Raw genomic sequence first — 22,557 nt, forward strand, 5'->3', positions numbered from 1 at the left:
AAGTTTATTGAGAATTGTAGTGCTTTTCGAGCTTTATTTCTGCCTTTCTGTCTGGTTGTACCAGTCGTAAAAGCCAGATTTGACAAGATATTCAGCGGGATTAAATAACAAAATGGCCTTTCGGCCATTTTTATTAGAAATTGTGCATAAAGATGCGTTTTGCATCTTTATGCAATTTGGCAGCTTCTGCCTGGATTATTTACGCTGTGGCCAGAAAAACGCAGCCAGTGCCGGCAAAACAAACACCGCGCCGAGCATGTTCACCACAAACATAAAGGTCAGCAGGATGCCCATATCTACCTGGAATTTCAGCGCCGAGAACACCCAGGTGCTGACGCCGATGGCCAGTGTCACCGCCGTAAACAACACGGCACTACCGGTGGATTTCAACGCGTTGAAATAGGCGGTACGCAGCGGCACACCATCGCGCAGCGGCTGCGTCATATTGGTCAGGATGTAAATCCCGTAATCGACACCAATACCAACCCCCAGTGCAATCACTGGCAACGTGGATACGGTCAGACCAATTTCCAGATAAGTCATCAGCGCGGTCGCCAGCATCGTCACCACATACAACGGCACAATCACCGCCGTAGTAGCCCGTAGCGAACGGAAACTCAGCAAACACAACACAATCACCGCAGCATAGACATACCAGGTCATCGGATCCTGCGCCGCAGCGACCGCTTCATTGGTTGCCGCCATCACACCAACCGGACCGGATGCCAGCATAAACCTGGTCTGGTCAGTGCCGAGTTCTTTACCGATGCGCTTGGCCTCGGCCACTACTTTTTCGATAGTCTCCGCTTTGTGATCCTGCAGGAACAAAATCACCGGCATCACCGAGCAGTCTGGGTTTAACAAGCCGGTACTGGTTTCGACGCGGCTTGATGATTGCACCAGCGATTCAGTCGTGCGTGGCAGCACCCGCCATTTCACGTTACCTTCGTTAAAGGCAGCGTTGATGGTTTTTGACACTGACGCCAGCGAGACGGCGCTTTGTACGCCCGGTACGTTTTCCATCTGCCATTGGAACTGATCAATTTTTTCCATAATGGGATGGAAAGTACAGCCATTGGCATCGGTCTCTACCATCACATTGATGTAGTCAACTGAAATGGCGTAACGGTCAGTGATCAGGAAAGTATCCTGGTTGTAACGCGAATCGGCATGCAATGCGGCCGCGCCAGGATGCAAGTCACCAATCTTCAGCTCTTTACTTTGCTGATAGCCGAATACAAACAGCGCTGCCGTTACCAATAAAATCGGTGCCGCAATCTTCCGCTCAGTACAGGCGGACAGCGCATACCAGAATTTATCCGCTTTTGGCGTCGGTGCTGACACTGCCTGCACGTATTTGTCGCTAAAACGAATGTAAGACATCAGCACTGGCAGCAAAATCAGGTTGGTCAGGATAATAACGCCAACGCCAAGGCTCGCCGTGATCGCCAGCTCTCTGATCACGCCAATATCAATCGCGAGCAAGGTTAAAAAACCAACGGTATCCGATAACAGTGCAATACCGCCCGGAATTAATAACTTGCGGAAACTGGCTTGGGCTGCAGTTTTGGCATTCAGACCGGCGGCGACATTTTTGCCGGTGGCGTTAATCATCTGCACACCATGGCTGACACCAATAGCAAAGATCAGAAAAGGCACCAGAATGGACATCGGATCTATACCAAAACCGACCACGGTCAGCAGGCCCATTTGCCAGATCACGGCGATCAGCGAACAGCCAATCGGCAGCAAGGTCAGCTTCATCGAGCGCGAGAACATATAGACCATTAATGCGGTGATGAAGATCGCCACAGCAAAAAACACCAGCACGCCCTTCGCGCCTTGGGCGACGTCACCGACCATTTTGGCAAAACCAATGATATGGACCGTGACTTTGTCATTCTCAAATTTGCCGCGGACATCGGCCTCTAACTGACTGGCAAAGGCGATTGTATCCAGTTTTTCCAGTGTATCCGGGTTCACTTCCTGCAACTGGGCAGTCACCATGGCACAGCTATAATCATCTGCGACCATCCGGCCGACAATGCCGGCCTTGTCCACGTTTTGCCGGACTATCGACAGGCCGCGTTCATCGGCGGTGAAATCGGCCGGGATCACCGGACCACCGGCAAAGCCGTCTTCCACGACTTCGACAAACCGCGTGCTCGGACTGAATAAGGACTTAACTAACACCCGGTCCACACCAGGCATGTAATACACCTGATCGTGAATTTTCCGGAAGGTTTCAAAGAAATTCGGGTTAAATATATTGCCAGAGGTATCACAGACCGAGATCAGAATATTGTTAGCGCCACCAAAGTCTTTGGCGTGCTTCATATAGGTCTGCATATAGGGGTGTGCCAGCGGGATATTTTTGGTAAAGGCGGCATCCAACTTGATTTGACTGGCTTTAAATAACAAAAACAAAGTCGCCAGCACGAACGTGATCACCACCAGACCCCGGTGGCGGAACAAGGCATATTCACATTTATTGATAAAACGATTTGCACTCATAATTATTGGCTTACCACTTGTTGTACTGTCTTGATGCCCACTTCTGTCGCCAGTACCAAATCTTTACCGACGGTGATGCCATTGAGCACTGCTTTGCCTTCTGTTTGTGGGACTAGCTGAAAACTTTGGCCATCATCTTGGCTTTTAAAGATCACGCCGCTGTTACCAAACAACCAAACCAAACCGTCTGCCGCCACTACTGAATTTAAAGTGGCTGGTGAAGTCAGCGTAATTTGTTGCCAGCTTTGACCATTGTCACTGCTGCGAAAGGCGTGGCCGCGCAGGCCAACGGCAAACAAGGTATTCTGCACGCTTTGACTGACCGAAAATAACGAGCCGTTATAAAACTCGGGCTGGCGCTGCCAGCTGTTGCCACCATCAGTGCTGACAGCCCAGAACCCGGCTTCACCGACCATCACCAGTCGGTCTTTACCGGCAAACACGCGGTTAATATGTGGCAGGACAGAACTCAGTTCCGCCTGGTAGCCTTCCGGGTCTGTGTCTTTGAGCTCAGCTAACATGGCCTGATCGTCAGCGTTTGCCAGTTCAGCATGAAATTCCTGTTGCCAGCTTTGACCGCCATCTTTGGTGCGGTAAAACAGGCCATAAGCGCCAACAGCAAAACCTTGTTGCGCATCGGTAAAAAACACATCAAATAACGGCTTATCCAGCTCGGGCAGGAATTGCTGTAATTGCCAGCTTTTACCACCATCTGTGCTGGCGATAATGCTGGCATCATGGCCAACCGCCCAGCCGTGGCTTGGGTTGACGAAATACACTGAGTTCAGGCTGGACTGCAATGGTGTTGGGCTTTGCTGCCAGCTTTTACCATCATTGCTTAATAAAATATGCCCGCGTTCGCCGGCGGCAACCAACATATCTGCTGACACACGCACTAAATCAGTCAGGACTGATTTTTCGGCATGCGGCAGCAGATACGCACTTTGCGGTTTGATACTGGTGTCTGCCAGTGCAGGCCATAATGTACAGATCAGACTCAGGCCGGATAAAAATTTAAACTTCATTAGAGTGTTTACTCGAGGTACGGTTTGAAACAAAAACGGTTGGCAATCTGCCAACCGCTTTTTCCGATCATACTGACTTAACGGGTCCCTTCACGGCGCAGCGCGGCTGGTGTGAAGTCGTTATCAGATAATTTCACTGAGAAATCATACATCTTGTCTTCGTTATCCAGACCGATAGCAATGTAACGGCGTGAATTGAGGTCATGATAGACTTCCAGCGTACTCCAGTGCGTTGGCACTTCATAGTAGTTCAGACCATGCGCAACAGCCACGCGGTACAGTTCACCACGCGCGTCATACAGGTCAGCCACATGGATTTGCCAGCTGTCTTCGTCAATAAAGAACACCCGTTTGCCATAGACATGGCGCATACCGTCTTTTAATTGCGCTTCAACCTGCCAGACGCGGTGTTTTTCCCAGCGCACATATTCAGGATTGATGTGGCCTGGTTTTAAAATATCGGCGTACTTCGCATCTTTGCTGTGCAGCTTGTAGCTGTTGTACGGGATATACAGTTCTTTTTTGCCAACCAGCTTCCAGTTGTAGCGATCTGGTGAGCCGTTAAACATATCAAAATCATCGGTGGTGCGCAGACCATCAGATGCGGTACCTGGTGCATCATAAGCCACGTTTGGCGCACGACGTACACGACGTTGGCCAGTGTTGTAAGTCCAGGCCTGACGTGGCGTTTTCACCTGATCCATCGTTTCATGCACTAATAACGCTGTACCTGCCAGACGCGCCGGCGTGGTCACACTTTGTTTAAAGCGGAACAAAATGTTTTCCGCTTGTAATGCCTGAGCGGTTGCTGCTTTGTCAGAATATTTGAACATGATTTGTTCATCAAACCCGATCAGCGTGTAGTCACCGGTAGCCGTAGGCGCAGCCTGGCCGCCGTTACGGGTTGCAGCAACGCCACGGTAACGCACCGTGTGGTTCCAGATCGCTTCGAGGCCATTGGCCGGAATTGGGAATGGAATACCAATGGCCGCATTAATAATACCGTTACCGCCCTGCACTAACTCCGCTTTGCCGGCGATGTCTTTTGTTGCATCGTAGACATATTGTGGGTACGACGCAGTACGACGGGTCTGGTACACATTCATTTTGTAAGTCGGATACAAATCAAACAAAGCCAGCTGGCCTGGTGACAAAGTATCTTTGTACTTCGCCAGGTTAGATTTATCGATAGTAAACAGAACTTTATCACCTGAGAATGGATCCGGGTGATGGTCGCCTGGTTTATAGCCACTTGGGGCAGCAGTAATACCGCCTTCCCATGCTGGAATAGATCCGTCTTTGTTGGCCGCTTTTTCCGCGCCCAGCGGAGTTAAATCTGCGCCTAAACGGGCAACTTGATCAGGACTGACTTTAGCCAGTGCGCCGGCGCTCAGGACCAGCGCAATAGCGCTGGATAACAGGGTGAGTTTTTTCATAATTCTGTCTCGTCCCTTCTTATAAAGAGTATTTGATGTTAAAAGACACGAAATCGCGGTCTTCAGTGTTATTAGTAGTGCCTACGCCATCAAAGAACGCGTTGTACGACAATTCAGCTGACCATGCGCTCAGGTAATCAAACGCCAGCGAATAACTCAGCGCTTTTTTATCTTCAGAGAACATAAACAACGGATCTGGTGTGATGCCGTTGACGTCATGTGAAAAGGTCAGACGTTGCGTCAGGTTGACACCTGCCATCACGTTGTTGTAGTTGGCGATAGCGACCAGGCGATAACCCCAGGCTGATTTGGTTGGGAACGGGTTCGTTTCTGCGCCATTTGACACGCCAGTATGCAGACCGGTTTTCGGGATCAGCACACCCTGAGCATTGGTGCCCATCAGCGGATAGCCGCTGCGATCAGTGTTTGGACCATTCAGACGTAACACATCCTCGTCCGGCATATCTTTGATATCGATACCGCCAATTTCCGCCAACAGCGTGAAGTTATCAGTGTTCAGTACCGGGCCAAACAGATGAGTAACAGTTAACTGCGCCTGCATGGTATCGCTCAGTACATAACCCTGAGCAAACTGACCTGGCTGGACTTTCTTGCCATCAAAGCGGCCAATCTGAGAAATACCGGCTAAATCAGGACGGATGCCGGCGTTTGCCAGCTGCTCCGGCATACCGGCGTACAGAATTTCTACGTCATCAATCTGCAGCGGTTCATCCTGGCGATAGGCCAGCTCACCGGCGATGGAAGTACCTTCCAGCGTGGTATTGAAGCTGAAACCATACAGCTTGATGTCTTCAGGATATTCAATCAGACCTTTAGACATCGCTTTGAGGTTACCCACATTGTCAGCGGTCAGCGTATTCGCTGCCAGGTAGGCAATGTCAGTCTGGATTGCTGCAGTACGGAAATCAGACGCGATACCTGAAATCACCGGCGTACGGCTATGGTAATTCATATGGTACAAAGCAAACTCAGTGTCGTTCAGCTCTGGTGAGAAGTACTCCAGCTTAAGACCGTATTGGCCAGAATCGCTCGGTTCAATTTCACCGGCATCGCCTTTTGGCCGCAGCGTGACTTTGGTTGGGTACGCCAGATACGCGCTGGACAGCTGGCCCAGGCTGGTCTGTGCCTGCGCCTTTTGCGCCGCAGTTGCTGCCGGGTTTTGCAACACAGCCATCGCCGCTTTCACGCCATTACCAATGCCATTCAGACCGGCCAATAATGTGCTTAGATCTAAATCCGGGTTACCGGCAAAACCAAGTTGAATATTCTGGTTATAACCGCCTTTGCCGGCAAAATCATTGGTAGAGAAATAGGTGCCTGGCACTGGCAGATAGCTGTTTTGCCAGTCGTACTGGTAAAACACTTCTGCAGATAATTGCTCGGTAATACCTAAAGACGCCCAAGCCATACCCACCGGAATATAAGCTTCTTTTAAGTCTGCGCCTGGCAGACGGGCAATACCGACGTCAATTGGCGTGATGTTGATACCGTGCTGGATCAGGGTACTTTCACCCCAGCTCAGCACCTGCTCGCCGACACGGATTTGCAAAGGATTCGCGCCATCATTCAGCGCGAAATTGGCGAACACATAAGCGTCTAGTAAACGCACATCACGGCAAGCTAAATCACGGGCGTCGTCATCAAGACACGGATCAACGCGCTTGCCAGACACCGGATTACTATACGCGCCCTCATTGTCCATCAGGGCAGCATCGTAGAAATACATAAAACGGGTAAACAGACCAAAGTCGCCTTTGGTGATTGATAATTCGTGGGTACCTTTAAACAACTCAGAGAAAATATCGCCTTTGTCGTAATTCAGGTTACCGGCGTCGCCATTGGACGAGTAGCCGCCTGGCTGGGCCCAAATCTCTGACGATGGATAAATGACGTTGGTCGCGGCGTTGTAGCCGGTCCAGTTAAAACGTGGATGGTTGACTTTACTGATGGTGTCCCAGTTACGGTCCTCTGCCCGCCAGCTGGCACCATATGAAAAGGTTGAGTCAAATACAACTTCGACATCCTCACCCAGTGTGAAACTGGCTGCCTGAATGGACGTTGCAGACAAGGCTAACAGTGCAGACGCGACACCAAGCACCAATGGCTTTTTGGTGAAGGCTAATGGCCTTTTGTTCATGTTCGTTTCTCCCCCCTGTCCCTGCAGGTATATTTTGTTTTTGTAATCGGTCGCTTTGATCAACTGCTCTGATCTCTACGCACGTAGCAGAAATAATTACATCATTTGCCGGAGGGCGCAAGGCTATAAGATGGGTAAATCTGTTGATTTGTCTTTAGTTTTTGTCGTTATGGCCTTGCATACAATACATCCCTCTCCCTATCAGTTTAACTGAAGACTGACCAGTTGCTGAGAATTCGCTTAACTACATGAATTAGAACATTAAAAACAACAAAAACCCTGCGCATGTTTTAATCCGCCGTTTAAAGTATTCACTCTAATTTATTTTATGCAGTGCTTTAAACTTACCGTTGGCATCGGTTAACAGCTCAAAACGACCATCCAGACCTGAATGCTGAAAAAAGCGGCGGAAATGGACTAAATCCAGTTGGATACGCAGGCCGCTGTCGGCCTGCACCACCACTGATTTGACATGCCCCTGATAATACGACAACACCTGATCTGCACTGAGCAGCAGGCGAAAACGGTAGCGCCGTTCAGCCATGCAGCGCCTTATTCAGTTTTTCTGTCAAATCCGGGCTGAGACCTTGTTGCTGCTGTAACTGGGTCAGTGCTTGTTGCATCAGTGCTGCGCGTGCCGGTGCAAAGCGTTTAAAAGACAACAACGGTGTGACCAGCCGTGACGCTAACTGCGGATTGATCGCGTCAGCTTTACCAATTACGTTGGCCAGACGCTGATAGCCGGCGCCGTCCGCCTGATGAAACATCGTCGGGTTCTGCTGACCAAACACGGCATAGAGTGCACGTACCCGATTCGGATTTTTCCAGTCAAACTGTTCGAGCTGCTCAGCCTGATCCAGCAAGGCAAACACTTGCGGTGTGGCAAGTGAAGCAGCCAGTACTGAATGTTTGTCAAACAACTGCACGTTGTGGCCGTGCTGCTGGTAAAACTGCTGCAACATGTGCTGAGTCTGTGGATGTGCAGCCCTGACCAGAGCCTGTAACACCGCCAGTTTGTCAGTCATATTGTCAGCACCGGCATATTGCTGTTGCCACAGCAAATCCGGCGTATCTTTGACCCGCAGTAAATAGCGCAGTGCGGTATTTCGCAGTGCACGCAATCCGGTTTGTAGTTCTGAATACTGATAAGGTGCTGGCACCAGACCTTGGTATAAGTCCAGCCAGTCGGCTGCAAACAACGTCGCCAACTGCTGCTGATAACTCTCCAGCGCGTGCAGGATCATCTCAACCGGAATCTGGTCGTATTGTTCAGCCAGCGTATCAAACCCCGGCAAGGTCAACAGCTCTGCGCTAAAAGCTAAATCAGCCAGCGGTGATCGGATCAATTGCCGTATCACATCCAGCAGACCTGACGGAATAGTCGCAAGCTTGCCTTCGCGTACCGATTGCCGCACAAGATCAGACCACAGTTGCTGCATCGCATCCCAGCGCGCCACCCCATCCTGTGCATGTTGACTCAGGTACAGCAGTTCGTCGGTCTGCCAGGCGTAACTGAATTTCACCGGCGCACTGAAATCAGCCAGCAATACCGGGATCACCGGCAGTTGCAGACCAGTAAATTCAAAGGATTGTTCGGAACTGGCAAACTGCAGCAGACCGGATTGCACCTGGCCTTTGCCGTCGTGCAGTTCATACCGTAGCGGCAATAATAGCGGCTGTTTCTCGGTCTGATCTGTAGTCGCAGGGGTTTGTTGGCGCAGCGTCAAGCGCACGCCACCGGCAGTATTTTCCAGCACGGCACTAAGCTCCGGTGTGCCGGACTGGCTGTACCAGCGTCTGAACGCGGTAAGATCGGTCTGATTCGCATCCTGCATCGCCTGGACAAAATCATCGCAGGTGACCGCCTGGCCGTCATGACGCGCAAAGTACAAATCCATGCCACGGCGAAAACCAGCTTCTCCCAACAACGTATGTTGCATGCGGATCACTTCGGCGCCTTTGTCGTACACCGTCACGGTGTAAAAGTTATTCATCTCTTCCACCACATCAGGGCGAATAGGATGCGCCATCGGGCCGGCATCTTCAGCAAACTGCGCGGTACGGATCGTTTTAATTGCGTCAATCCGGCACAAAGTGGCCGAGCCCATCGCCGCACTGAATTGCTGATCGCGAAAAACCGTCAGACCTTCTTTTAAACTGAGCTGGAACCAGTCGCGGCAAGTCACGCGGTTACCAGTCCAGTTATGGAAATATTCGTGAGCGATGATACTTTCGATATTAAAGTAGTCAGTGTCAGTTGCGGTCTGTGCATCAGCGAGGACGAACTTGCTGTTAAACACATTCAGGCCTTTGTTTTCCATCGCGCCCATATTAAAGAAATCGACTGCGACGACCATGTAGATATCGAGGTCGTATTCCAGACCATACACATCTTCATCAAACTTCATCGCGCGTTGTAACGATTCCAGCGCAAACTGCGCCTGTTGTTGCTGGCCTTTATCGACGTAAAACTTCAGCGCCACGTGACGGCCGCTTTTGGTGACATAGCTACCGGTCAGTTCATCAAAATCACCGGCAACCAGGGCAAACAGATAGCAGGGTTTTGGGTAAGGGTCGTGCCAGCTAACCCGCACACGGCCATCAGCCAGCTGATGCTTTGCGATCAGATTGCCGTTGGATAACAAGAACGGCAAAGTCGCATCGGCAATGATATGGGTTGTAAATACCGCCATCACATCAGGCCGGTCCGGGTAAAATGTGATGCGGCGAAAGCCTTCGGCCTCACACTGGGTGCAGTACGCCCCGTTCGACAGATACAGCCCTTCCAGCGCGGTATTTGCCGCCGGATCAATTTCAGTGCGGATACAAAGTTCAAACTGCTCAGGTAATTCTTTAAGTAAAATCCCGTCCGGCCGCAGCTCGCGTGCCGTCCAGTCCTGGCCATTCACCGTCAGCGAGACCAGTTGCAGATCCTGTCCATCCAGCCACAGACTGCTGGCTCCTGCTGCGGCACGGCGCAGTTGGCTGACCGCCAGGACCCGCGTTGCCGACGGCGACAACTCAAACTCAAGTTCAGTCTGGCTGATTAGATAAGCCGGGCTCTGATAATCAAGGCGATTTTTGGCGGTATTAGCGGTCATAAACTACTCCGGAAAAATAAAATTTACCGCAAAAGACATGAAGCAGTTGCGGCATATCCACAGATAAAAAAGCCTGCGAAGTCGCAGGCTGTTGGATCAGGCCGTGGGTCTGTCCACCACAGGCAACAGCGTTTCTGGCGGGGTTAGCCGCAGAATTTTGATCCCGAGGTAAGCATATACAATCGCCAGCAGCGGATTAATCAAATTAAAGAACGCATAAAACATATAATCCAGCGGGCTGACACCCAACACGCCATGCATATAGGCGCCGCAGGTATTCCACGGGATCAGCGCACTGGTAATAGTCCCGCCGTCTTCCAATGTCCGCGACAGGTTCACCGGTGCCAGACCACGTCTTTCAAATTCTTCTTTGTACATCCGGCCTGGCATCACAATGGCCATATATTGATCCGCAGCCAGAATATTGGTGGCGATACAGGTCAAAATAGTACTGGTGATCAGTGAACCGGTACTGTGCGCCCGGCGTAAAATCGCCTGCACAAAACGCCGCAGCAAGCCGGTGTGTTCCAGCACAGAACCAAACACCATCGCCGACATAATCAACCAAACGGTATTCATCATCTTTGCCATACCACCGCCGCTTAACAGCTTGTCCAGCTCGACATTGCCGGTTTCAATGACAAATCCGCTATGTAAGGTGGTCCAGACCACTTTTAACTGGGCCAGCACGGTTGGATAAGTATGGTCAGCCATTTTCTCAATCAGCGGTTGCTGAAACAGGACCGCCCAGACACCGCCAAGTAATGCACCGATAAAGACTGTTGGAAAGGCCGGGACTTTTTTTACTGCCATCACCAATAACACGACCATTGGCAATAAATGCAGCACGGAGATATCAAAGTGTTGCTGTAAATCACGGCTGATCTGCTCAATCTTTTCAACGTTAGCAACACCATTAGCATTAAAACCAATCAGTACAAACAGCAGCAATGCCATCACCAGACTTGGAATGGTCGTCCATAACATATGCCGGATGTGGGAAAACAGATCGGAACCAGCAACTGCCGGCGCGAGATTGGTGGTATCAGAAAGTGGCGACAATTTGTCGCCAAAATAAGCACCTGAAACGATCGCACCAGCCGTGATCACCGGGGATAGCCCCAGCCCCATCGCCACGCCAATTAATGCTACACCGATTGTGGCTGCAGTGGTCCAGGAACTACCAATGCCCAGTGCAACTATCGCGCACAGCACACAAGTGGCGGCGTAGAACCAGCTTGGATTTAACACCTGCAAGCCGTAATAAATCAACGCCGGGACAGTACCGGACAATAACCAGGTGCCGATCAGTGCGCCAACCGAAAACAGAATCAGCACTGCGCCGAGTGACAAAGCAATGCCGCGGATCATCGCCTGTTCCATCTCTTCCCAGCCAAAACCATTTTTCAGCCCGATCAACACGGCGATGGCGGCGGCGACAAACAACGCCATTTGATTCGGACCAAAAGACGAATCACTGCCGTACAGGTAAACAGATAAACTCAGCAGGAAAATCAGTGCGCCAAGCGGAAGCAGCGCGTCCAGCATGCTGGGCGCTTTGGGGGTTGTTGATGTTGTCATTTATTGCTCTATTTTTTGTTTTATTGGTCCCGTCAGGCGGGATTTTCTTTTTATCAGAGAACACCGGTCAGATTCAGAAACACGGCGGTGATCGCCACTGGCGTGAACCAGCGGATACAGAACAGCCAGATACTATAAGCAACCGGCGATGTATTCAACTCTTCCCGGCTGGCGTGCTGCTGCATTTTCCAGCCGGCAAAAATAGCCACAGCGAGACCGCCGAGCGGCAACATGATGTCTGACGTCAGATGGTCGATGATTTCAAACAGGTTATGCACTTCTTTGCCAACAAATTGGAATTGCCACCGGGTCCAGCTGGCGCCACTGAAGCTGAAGACGGTTAACAGACTTAAGCACCACAATACCAGGCCGGATAACACACAAGCGCGTAAGCGGCTGAAACCTTTGGCCTGTGTCAGCCAGGCGACAACAGATTCAATCATTGCAATGGTTGAGGTAAAAGCAGCTAATACCAGCATGACAAAAAACAACGTACCAACCAGCTGGCCACCCGGCATCTGGCCAAATGCGACCGGCAAGGTGACAAAAATCAGTCCTGGCCCTTGCCCGGCATCCAAATTGTGTGCAAATACAATCGGATAAATCACCATTGCTGCGATCAGCGCGACTGATGTATCTGCCAGCGCTATCCAGATGGACGTGCGGGCGATCGACACTTTACCGGGCATGTAAGCGCCATACGTAATCATCACGCCGGACGCCAGACTTAAAGTAAAAAACGCGTGGCCGAGTGCGATCAACATGCCGGACACCGACAATTTGCTGAAATCCGGTGCGAACATAAAGTGTACCGCTTTGGCAAAATCTCCGGTCAGGCCGGCGTAAATGGCAAGGCCAATCAACAGCAGATACAAAGCCGGCATCATCCAGCGGATCACTTGCTCCAACCCTTGTTTCACGCCGCGGGCGACGACGACACAAGTCAGCACAATGACGACTGTGGTCCACAATAACAAGCTGGGTAAATCAGCAGAAAATTGCCCGAACATCGCACCGATGTCGCTGGCACTCTGGCCGGCAAAGCTGTTTTGCGCCGCCTTGCTGACATAAGCAAAAGCCCAGCCGGCGATCACTGAATAAAATGACAGAATTAAAAATCCGCCGACCAGTCCCATCCAGCCGGCAATCTGCCACAGCGGATTAACCTTTGCCTCAATTGCCAGCGCTTTGACCGACAACCCCGGGCTTTGCCTGCCGCGCCGGCCGATCATCACTTCGGCCATCAGCACCGGAATACCGATCAGCAAAATACACAGCAAATACATCAGCATAAAGGCGCCGCCGCCGTTTTGCCCCATGATGTACGGAAACTTCCAGATATTGCCAAGGCCGACAGCCGCGCCTGTCGCGGCGATAATAAACATCAGCCGGCTTGACCATTGCGGCTGGACGGCAGCACTTGCAGTCGTCATAACATTCTCTTATTGAAGGATCTCAGATAAAAACAAAGGACTGCAGGCAGTCCTTTGTTCATGGTCACATGCGCTGTGGCGTTATTTTTTGGCAATTTTGCTGCTCATCACCAAATCAGCGGTGATCAGCACAGTTTCTTCCAGTAACGGATCGAGTTTCTCCAGCACTTCCGGCGCATCATCCACGGATTTTACCGCCGGTAGTTTTAACCGTGCCAGCCGTTCGTTCAGCCGCTGCAGTTCGCGCTTGCTGTCGCTGTCTTTTTTCGCCAGCCGGACTTTTTCGTTCAAGGACACTGTTTTCAGATCTTTTTCCTTGTTATACAAGGCAATATCATCATTCAGGTATTTGAACTCAACTTCTTCCGAAATACGTTTTTGATGTTTTTCCTGCAGGATTGGCAAGGCAACTTTGATATCCGGCACGCTGGCATAACTGGCTGGTGCGATCGAATCCCAAGGCAACGCATTGTCTTCTTTGCTCTCGCCCCATTCTTCCGGATTGATTGGAGTTGGATAGGTAATATCCGGCACTACGCCTTTATGCTGTGTACTGCCACCATTGATGCGGTAAAACTTGGCGATGGTATAATTCAGCCCGCCCAGTTCAGCATCAAAAGTGTCGTAAATCCGGCCAAGACCACGGTGTTGCTGCACTGTGCCTTTGCCAAAAGTATGTTCACCAACCACTAGCGCGCGACCATAATCCTGCATTGCCGCGGCAAAAATTTCTGAAGCAGACGCACTGTACCGGTCTACCAGTACCGTCAAAGTCCCATCATATAAAGTAGTACCGTCGGTATCATCGTTTTGTGTGATACGGCCATTGCCTTCGCGGATTTGCACCACCGGGCCGCGGTCAAAAAACAACCCGCTCAATGAAATGGCTTCAGGTAAAGAGCCACCGCCATTTCCGCGCAAATCTATGACCAGCGCGTCGATTTTTTCCGCTTTGAGTTTGATGATCTCTTTGCGCACATCTTCAGTCAGATTGTTATAAAAACTCGGGATATTAATCACTCCGACTTTTTTATCGCTCTGATGCAACTGCGATTTAAACACTTCGCCTTTAGCGGCACGGTCTTCCAAGCGGATTTTATCGCGGACGATTTCAATCAGTTGTGGTGTAGCTCCGGCGCTGTCACTGGAAGCCATCACCTGCAGCCGGACTTTGGAGCCCTTGGGGCCTTTGATCAAATCAACCACGTCATCAAGACGCCAGCCGACAATATCAACAAACTCGTCATTGCCTTGCGCCACACCAACGATTTTATCTTTCGGTTTGAGTTTCTTGGTTAAATCGGCGGGGCCACCCGGTACCAGACTGGAGATCACGGTGTAGTCATCATCTGCCTGTAACACCGCACCAATGCCTTCCAGCGACAGATTCATTTCCTGCTGGAAACGGTCTGTGTTGCGTGGCGACAAGTAATAGGTGTGGGCCTCAATCGAGCGGGCATAAGCATTCATCACCAGCTGGAACACGTCTTCGCTTTCTGTCTGCGCCAGACGTTTTTTTGCCGATTTGTAACGTTTAGTCAGAATGTCTTTGATTTCTTCCGGTTTTTTACCGGTAAGTTTCAGATTTAATGCATCAAATTTGACCCGTTGCCGCCACAGCTCATTCAACTGCGCAGCAGTTTCCGGCCATGGCGCATCTTCGCGCTCAAATTCGTAAGCATCTTCCGTATTGAAATCAAAGCCTTTGTCGAGGACCGACAAAGCATAGTCAAAGCGTTCAGCCCGACGTTGCAGACTCAGATTAAACATCTGATAGGCAAAATCGAACTGGCCTTTGGCAATGGCGTCGTCGAACTGGAATTTGTATTGCTCGAACGTTGCAACGTCCGATTTGAGCATCACGTTGTGAAAATAATCCAGACTGTCCAGATACTGATCAAACACTTTTGCCGACAGTTTGTCGTCAATCTGCACCGGCAGGTAATGACCGCGGGTCAGGATCGCCGCAATTCGCTTGCTGGCGGTAAAATGTTGATCAAGCTGAGACAGTTCCGGCAGCGTGACTTTCTCCGCGACCGGTGCAGCAATAGTGGCGCCACAAAACGCCAAAAACAAACCTGCGGCAATACCTGATAATTTTCTCATCGGACACTCTTTGTGTTAAGCCTGAAATAAACTTCCACGCTGGGTTTTAACAATCATGCCTGAAGCCAGCTGCACAATAACGTCTTGTTTAGCTAACTCTACGACAGTCGCGGCGATAGGGCTGGCACCAAATTTAACCAGCACTTTACCGCCTACCACTAACTGACCTTCTTCCATCGCTTTGAGTTCAACTACCGGAGCTTTTACCGGTTCGGCGACAGGTTTTGATGTCAGATTAGCGGCTTTCGCCACCCGACCGTCAGATTTGCGCTCAGTTTTTTTGTAAGCAGGTTTTGCCGGTTTGCCTTCGCCTGGTGCTTTGGCCGGAGCCGCAGTCCCTGCTGCAACGGCAGCAGCTTTGGCTTTGGCCCGCTCAGCGGCCTGACGCGCTTTACGCGCTTCCTGTGCTTTGGCCTTGCTTTCGCTCAGCGTGGCGGCAGCATGTTCAGCCTGTCCTGCATCGATCACTGCACCATCAACACCGTCTAAATCAACACGGCAGACGCCTTCTTTCACAGCTTCGAGGTAGCGCCAGCTGCTGGTATAAACGCGCAGCGCCTGGCGCAGCATGGTTTTACTAATCAGCGGGTTTTCCTGCAGTTTTTCCGCAAGATCCTGAAAGATACCGACTTTCAGCGGCTTTGCCGGACCAGTCAGACTAAAACACAATGGAAATTGTTCGGCCAGGAGTGCCACAACTTCTTTAACATTGTGCGGTTTGGCTTGGACTTCGACTTGACTGGTCATGGTTTAATACTCTTCTTCATCAATGACATCTTCGGCGTCGTCATCTTCGTCTTCATCTTCGTCGTCAGATGGCGCGCCATATTGTTCTATAAACTGCCGGCTGTGGTTCACTGCCCAGTCCACCAGTTCATCCTCGTCTGCTTCGACCATCACTTCGCTTCCGCGCAGCTGATCCCAGACATCCCGCATCAGCCGATCGATCAATGCAACATCTGCTTCATCTGGTATTAACGGCCAGATCGCATGATAAATGGTATTGATCCGGTCGGCGACCAGTTCTTCTTCACCTTCCCAGTCACCTACATCCCGGACATCGTAAAGATAATCCTGGACCGACAACCAGTCTTTCATAAAGTTTGTTCCAAACGTTGCTCCAAAGCAGCCACTATTTTCGCCAGGCCAAGCTGGTCATGCTGATCAAACCGGGCCAGCGACGGGCTATCGATATCCAGGACTCCGATGATCTCACCGCGCAGGCGCAATGGAAAAACAATCTCAGAATTACTGGCCGCATCACAGGCAATATGCCCCGGGAATTCATGCACATCCTTCACCAGCTGTACTTCGCCGCTAGACACTGCAGTGCCGCACACCCCTTTGCCAATATCGATACGCACGCAAGCTGGTTTGCCCTGAAATGGGCCTAAAACCAACTGCTGTTGTCTTAATAAATAAAAGCCGGCCCAGTTCAGGTCCGGCATTTCCATAAATAATAAGGCGCTGATATTGGCGAGGTTGGCGATAAAATCGGTCTCGTCGGAGATTAAAGCTACACATTGAGCTGTGAGCGTGTCATAAAAGGCTAGTTTTTCAGCAAACATCAGGTCTGGACGGGTTATTAACTCAAGGCCCCTACCATACTTGGTTTGTCCGCAAAATTAAACCTTTAGGCAGAACATTTCTCAGGGATTTATCAGTTCAAACTGTACCTGCACGTCAGCACGGATCTGTTGCTGACCAAAACTGACCGGCATTGAATCCGCCGCCATCATCATCCCTTTGAATCTGGGACCCGGTGCACTGGACTGCTCATGCAGCTGATTGACCTTGCCCAGTTTGCGGCCACTCAGTGCGGCCAATTGCAGTGCTTTGGCCTTGGCCGCCTGAAATGCCTGCTGTAGCGCTTCGGTGTAATACTGTTCGCTGTCTGCCGTTTGCAGCTCTACCGGTTGGATCTGACTGACGCCTAACTTTGCTGCAGCTTCCAACAATACCGGATATAACTTCAAATCACGGATCAGCACTGTGGTACTGCGTTCAATCCGGAACTGGTCGAGTTTCTGTTCCCGTTGTTCCGGATACACCACCAACGGCGCATTGTTCACATCACTGGCCTTAATCTGATGTTTGCTCAGCAACGCGGCAAAAGCAGCACTTTGCGCATCCACCATTTGTTTGCCGGCGGCCACATCTGCCTGTTGTGCCGAAAATACCAGCGTCAGCCGCGCCTGCGTGGGCGTCACAGCGACGGCGCCGCTGCCATTGACCTGGACAAAATCTGCTTCAGCTGCATACACAGGCTGACCAAGTGCCGCGCACAACACCAACATCTGACTTAGTTTCATCAATAAACTCCTGTTATGTCTTGGTCTATTACCGGACAAGCGCCAGCATAGCAGTGCGCTGCGGCGCCAGACTGTGACTAAATGTCAAAGCGCCAATTTGTCCAGCTGCTGTTGCGCCAACGGATGGTAACCGGGCCTTGCTTCGCGATAGACCTGACGGGCCCAACTACGCCACTGCGGATTGGCTTTCAGTTCGCTGTATAGTGGAATAATAAACTTCTGCCGACCTACCGATAAAAGGAACTGGCGCAGTGGTTGAATAATCGGTTGATAGTTCAGTGGGATCACTAATTTTGCCCACGCCGTAAATACTTCAGCATTGCCGCTTTGCGACAATGAAAATGCCATGTCCAGTTCGTTCAGCTGTTGCACAGTTAAATCACGCGGCAACAAGTCAATAAAATGCAGCCATTCATGCACGGACCATGGTGCGGTCGGTAATAAGCGCAAGCCGGTCTGTCCTGCCAGCCAATGTTGCTGCGCCGCACTGACGCGGGCAAACGCATCCGATGCCGGCAAAGTCAGTTCGTCCGGTAAACCTGGTGCCGTCAGCCAGCGTTGCAGTGCCTGGTCGCTAAAGCTCTGTTTATTATTCAGTTTCAGCTGAAAATAGCGCACAAAAGACTCAGTCTGGATTGACTGAAAGGCAAAATGAGCAAAATAATCACGTAGAAATTGATCAAACTGGGCCTGGCCAAAATGTTGCGCCAAAGCCAGCAGTAGCAACTGTCCTTTGACATAAGGAATTTGTTGAAAGGCTTCGTCCGGATCCCGCCCTGTGTAATCAGCCTGCAATCGTGAATCTGCCGGCGCCTGATGCGTCAGTAAATTGCGCAATGCACGGACATTGAGCAGTAACTCCATATCTGCGCGTTGCTGACCGTATACCTTCTGCATAATGCGGTTTTCAACGTAATTGGTGAAACCTTCGTTAAGCCAGACATCATTCCAGCTGGCATTAGTGACTAAATTTCCGCTCCAGGAATGCGCCAGTTCATGCGCAACCAGACTGATCAGACTCTTGTCTCCGGTGATGATGGTCGGTGTGACAAATGACAGCCGTGGATTCTCCATACCACCAAACGGAAAACTCGACGGCAGTACCAGCAAGTCGTAGCGCTTCCATGGATATTTACCAAACAGCTGATTCGCGGCATCCATCATCTTTTGCGTATCAGAGAATTCCGCCGTCGCACGGCCCAGCCAGAGTTTCTCAGCGTAGACACCGGTATCGGCGGACATCGCTTTAAAATGCAAATCTCCCACAGCCAATGCAATCAGATAGGACGGCAATGGTTGGGGCATGTCAAAGTGATAATCGCCGTTTCTGCTGGTATTGGCACTGTTATCCGCGCTCATCACGGCCAATAAATCCGCCGGCGTTTTGATGTGGGCCTGATAGGTGATGCGGTTGGCTGGCGTATCCTGCAGCGGGATCCAGCTGCGTGCATGGATAGCTTGTGATTGGGAAAATAAGAACGGCTGCTTTTTTTCGCTGGTTTGGTCTGCCGTCAGCCACTGCAACCCGCTGGCTTGTGGTGTCGTCTGATAATACACCCGCACTGCCTTGGTGCCGGTTTCCAGTTGAATAGTCAGTGGCTGACCTTTCAGTGCATCTTCAATGCCGAGTAGATACGCTGCTTTTTGCCAGTGCACGCCATCGTTGCTGAACGTCACAGTGGTGATCTTCAGATGCCGGCTGTCCAGCACCAGACGGTTGACTGCCGGGTCCAGTCGTTCCAGCTGATGTTCGGCATAACCGGTCAGCTTCTGGCGGGTAAAATCAACCGCCAAATCTAACACCAGATGACGGGTCCGGACTTGCTGGAAATTAGCAAAACTATGCGGATCTGGCGCCACTGTCGCGGCCAATACCGGTAAAAACCAACTTAACAGACCCAGCCAACACAACACTCTGACCATGCAACGACTCATTTATGCGACTCGGTATGGCGAGTTCTGCGGTTCACTATTCTGCGGTTATGTTACCTGCTTTTATCATCAGTTCAAATAAGCGACGGTCGCTTTAATACATCCGCACACAGTTACGCCCTTGCGCTTTGGCCTGATACAAAGCGTGATCCGCGGCGGCAGATAACTCGTCCATCCGTTGTAACTGTAGCGAAAACTCAGCGATGCCAATACAAGTGGTCAATCGTGTACCCCGCAACGGTGCAAACTGCCAGTCGGCAATCTTCAGTCGGATCCGTTCCGCCAGCGCCAGCGCCGAATGCGCGTTGGTATCCGGTAACAGCGCGATAAACTCCTCGCCACCGATGCGGCCAAAATCGTCAGGCTTTCGCAACTCAGATTGCACCCGCTCAGCAAAACCGACCAGCACCTGATCGCCAATGGCGTGGCCGTAGACATCATTGATGTGCTTAAAATGGTCCAAATCAAACAACAAAATGCTGAAATCCTGCTGGTAACGACGAGCTTTTTTTAAATGGACTTCGGCAATTTCCAGAATGCGGCGGCGGTTGTAGCACTGAGTCAGTGGATCATGGTCGGCCAGGCTTTGCAGCTGGCGTTGTAACTCTTTTAATTTGCTGATATCGGCAGCCACCAGCCCGGTTGCAAACAGCTGGCCTTGTTGGTCGCGAATAGGAAATTTCAACGATAGAAACTCAAGCGCGACGCCGTCCACTTCAACGCGCTCTTCAACGCTGATCGCGACCGTTGATTGCTGGGCCAGTTGGTCGGCACGGCGAAATTGCTGCGCCGTTTCAGCGCTAAACAGCTCCGCATCGGTCTTGCCGATAAAATCCTGTACCGGTCGGCTGAATAAGCGACTGTACTGCTGATTGACATACAGATAATGCCCGGCCAAATCTTTTGCACCAATCACAGCGCCAGAATGATCGGCGATCGCCTGCAAAATATCGATTTGCTGCTGCCAGTGTGCTTTGTCCACAATCCTGCCTTCTGTCCGTTTATGGCTGATAAAACCATAGCAAAACGCCAGCAACACTGCCGTTTATTTCAACATTCGCTGATATACCGACCAGACGCACCATTCGACGTTACTGGCGCTCTATCCTGCTGCAGCCGGCTATCTCGGACCATAAGGATTGGCCGGATAGACGCAGGTAGGTACAACCAGCTGATGACTGAACTTACGGGTGGCCTTCTGCGGTAACTTCATAAAGCCACCGACGCCATCGCCGCGGATCAAGGGGATTTTACTGACAATATTTGCCAGCAACCGGGCGAACTGCACTTCGGCATCGGCATCGAGCAAGTGAAAATAACTGTGTATTTTCATGTAAAACGCGGTGACTTCGAAAATAATACAACCGGTGTGGCGAATAAGATTCAGCTGCGCCAGGTCGTCCATAATGGCATCTGGCAGAACCAACTGTTCATCCGGATCTTTGCCGTCTTCAAAATATGAATGCTGTTTGCTGCTGAGTTCGGCATTGCTGACGGCTTTGACTTCATAAGGGATATGTAAACCGGCCGGCACCGTAAAGGCGTGTTCTGCGTGTTCCCGCGCCAGGTGGATGGTCTGGCGCGCATCAAACAAACAGGCTTTAAAAGTGCCGACTTTGGCGATAGCACGCGCCAGCGCGACGACGTTATTCAGCGCCAGCGTAAAAGCATCGGTCAGCGCCTGCTGATACAAATGAAAATGGCAGTCAATGTACACACCTTGCGCTTGCCAGTGAATTGCCAGGCCGCCCACAACCGGGTAACGGCCGAGCCGGCTCACCGCCGCCACAAAGGCTTTTTCAGTTTCTCCCATGCCTTCGAGATAGTTTTTATAATAACGCTCCAGCTGCACGTCATCGACGTACTGAATACCGTCTTCTTCACTGTGCTCACGCAAAAATGATTTACGCGACGAATACACCACAGTATCCAGTTCACGGCTTTGCGTATTGATGCCAAACGGCAGCTGCGGGCTGTCATCAAATAATGTCAGGTCCGGCAACACCAGATGGGCCAGCCGGGGCATCGCTTTGACGAAATAATCACCGGCCTGCGCGCGTAAACCCGGGTCGTCCGCCAGCAGACTGTCCAGCATGGTGGCAAATTCATTCGGCAGACCCAGACTGCGCGCCGGGATCGCTTTGCGGCCAAAACGACAACCCTGGCCAGACGCCAGCGCATATAAGGTTCCGGCCACGCCCTGCTCATCAAACCGTGGGCTGGATAAGGCGCCGGCACGTTGTTCGGCGCCAATAAAATACACATCCCCGAGCCGGGCATTGGAATTCTGCAAGTCGGCAGACATCAGCGCCATCACATTGTTGCTGAGGTAAGTACCCTGCTCGTCGGTCTGGGCAAACACCGAACTGCCCCAATCGACCAGACTGATTTGGCCAGTGCTTTCGTCATACACCAAATTGGATGGTTTGATATCGCCATGCACTATTGGGCAGGCCTCTCCGTCTTTTTGATGACTGCGCAGTACTTTGAGTAAACTGGCGAGCTGAGCGGCGATATTAATAATCAGTCGGACTGGCAACCGGCCATGGCGCAGGCTGTATTGTTCAAGGTCGATACCACGGGCGCGGCCCATCATCAGAATGCCTTGTTTTTTCACCAGCTGATAGGTGATGTAACGCGGTACATTCGGGTGCTGAATTTGCGACAGCATATAAGCTTCGTCGGCCAACCGCTCCTGGATATGTTGCGGCAGATTAATACGGGAGAACTTAAACACACATTGCTCGCCGGCTTTATCCAGCCCGGCAAAAGCAAAGCCATAAGCTCCTTTGCCGACCAGTTCGATGTCGCGATAACCTAATTTGCGCAGCTCATCCATACACAACGCGACCCAATCTTTGAGTTTCTTCGCGTCATTGGCATTGAGCAGATAAATCGACTGCTCTTCCGGAATATAAAAGTTACGTAATTGGTGTTTGTACATCGTCATAACAAAAAA

Annotated in this window: 16 protein-coding genes; all 16 read right to left on the reverse strand. The window is 51.1% G+C overall.

Annotated elements, in window-relative coordinates; all coding sequences use genetic code 11:
- Positions 1-195 precede the first annotated feature (195 nt).
- The 16 genes from ATY27_RS15305 to ATY27_RS15380 all read right to left on the reverse strand — a co-directional run bounded on the left by ATY27_RS15305 (position 196) and on the right by ATY27_RS15380 (position 22,548).
- Positions 196-2,514 (reverse strand): MMPL family transporter, encoded by a 2,319-nt coding sequence (locus tag ATY27_RS15305; RefSeq protein ID WP_208931486.1) that lies wholly within the window; start codon positions 2,512-2,514, stop codon positions 196-198.
- 2 nt (positions 2,515-2,516) lie between these two features.
- Positions 2,517-3,539, reverse strand: coding sequence for a YCF48-related protein (locus ATY27_RS15310; RefSeq protein ID WP_208931487.1), 1,023 nt, complete (start codon positions 3,537-3,539; stop codon positions 2,517-2,519).
- 77 nt (positions 3,540-3,616) lie between these two features.
- Positions 3,617-4,975, reverse strand: a complete 1,359-nt coding sequence (locus tag ATY27_RS15315; RefSeq protein ID WP_208931488.1) for a DUF1329 domain-containing protein — start codon at positions 4,973-4,975, stop codon at positions 3,617-3,619.
- Positions 4,976-4,994: 19 nt separating this feature from the next.
- Complete coding sequence (locus tag ATY27_RS15320; RefSeq protein WP_208931489.1) at positions 4,995-7,133, reverse strand: DUF1302 domain-containing protein; 2,139 nt, start codon at positions 7,131-7,133, stop codon at positions 4,995-4,997.
- 316 nt (positions 7,134-7,449) lie between these two features.
- A complete protein-coding gene (locus tag ATY27_RS15325) occupies positions 7,450-7,677 on the reverse strand; it encodes a DUF2835 family protein (RefSeq protein ID WP_208931490.1) in 228 nt (75 codons plus the stop codon).
- Positions 7,670-10,234: an aminopeptidase N gene (gene pepN / locus ATY27_RS15330; RefSeq protein ID WP_208931491.1), complete on the reverse strand. Its 2,565-nt coding sequence runs from the start codon at positions 10,232-10,234 to the stop codon at positions 7,670-7,672. Before pepN ends, ATY27_RS15325 begins: the two co-directional genes overlap by 8 nt.
- Positions 10,235-10,330: 96 nt before the next feature.
- Complete coding sequence (nhaC, locus tag ATY27_RS15335; RefSeq protein ID WP_208931492.1) at positions 10,331-11,815, reverse strand: Na+/H+ antiporter NhaC; 1,485 nt, start codon at positions 11,813-11,815, stop codon at positions 10,331-10,333.
- Positions 11,816-11,868: 53 nt separating this feature from the next.
- Positions 11,869-13,248, reverse strand: coding sequence for a sodium-dependent transporter (locus tag ATY27_RS15340; protein WP_208931493.1), 1,380 nt, complete (start codon positions 13,246-13,248; stop codon positions 11,869-11,871).
- Positions 13,249-13,329: 81 nt separating this feature from the next.
- Complete coding sequence (prc, locus tag ATY27_RS15345; protein WP_208931494.1) at positions 13,330-15,354, reverse strand: carboxy terminal-processing peptidase; 2,025 nt, start codon at positions 15,352-15,354, stop codon at positions 13,330-13,332.
- A gap of 15 nt (positions 15,355-15,369) precedes the next feature.
- Positions 15,370-16,101, reverse strand: a complete 732-nt coding sequence (gene proQ, locus ATY27_RS15350) for an RNA chaperone ProQ (RefSeq protein WP_208931495.1) — start codon at positions 16,099-16,101, stop codon at positions 15,370-15,372.
- Positions 16,102-16,104: 3 nt separating this feature from the next.
- Positions 16,105-16,452, reverse strand: coding sequence for a hypothetical protein (locus ATY27_RS15355; RefSeq protein ID WP_208931496.1), 348 nt, complete (start codon positions 16,450-16,452; stop codon positions 16,105-16,107).
- On the reverse strand, positions 16,449-16,922 hold the full coding sequence (locus tag ATY27_RS15360) for a GAF domain-containing protein (protein ID WP_208931497.1): 474 nt from the start codon (positions 16,920-16,922) through the stop codon (positions 16,449-16,451). The genes ATY27_RS15355 and ATY27_RS15360 overlap by 4 nt, the downstream gene beginning before the upstream one ends.
- Before the next feature lie 81 nt (positions 16,923-17,003).
- Positions 17,004-17,666, reverse strand: a complete 663-nt coding sequence (locus ATY27_RS15365) for an SIMPL domain-containing protein (protein ID WP_208931498.1) — start codon at positions 17,664-17,666, stop codon at positions 17,004-17,006.
- Between the two features lie 84 nt (positions 17,667-17,750).
- The gene (locus tag ATY27_RS15370; RefSeq protein ID WP_208931499.1) at positions 17,751-19,589 is read right to left on the reverse strand and encodes a M1 family metallopeptidase; all 1,839 of its coding nucleotides are present in this window, start codon (positions 19,587-19,589) and stop codon (positions 17,751-17,753) included.
- Positions 19,590-19,692: 103 nt separating this feature from the next.
- Entirely contained in the window at positions 19,693-20,580 is an 888-nt protein-coding gene (locus ATY27_RS15375; RefSeq protein WP_208931500.1) for a GGDEF domain-containing protein, read from the reverse strand.
- A gap of 138 nt (positions 20,581-20,718) precedes the next feature.
- Positions 20,719-22,548, reverse strand: a complete 1,830-nt coding sequence (locus ATY27_RS15380; RefSeq protein ID WP_244151328.1) for a protein kinase — start codon at positions 22,546-22,548, stop codon at positions 20,719-20,721.
- Between the last annotated feature and the right edge of the window lie 9 nt (positions 22,549-22,557).

Source organism: Rheinheimera sp. F8, assembly GCF_001518915.1.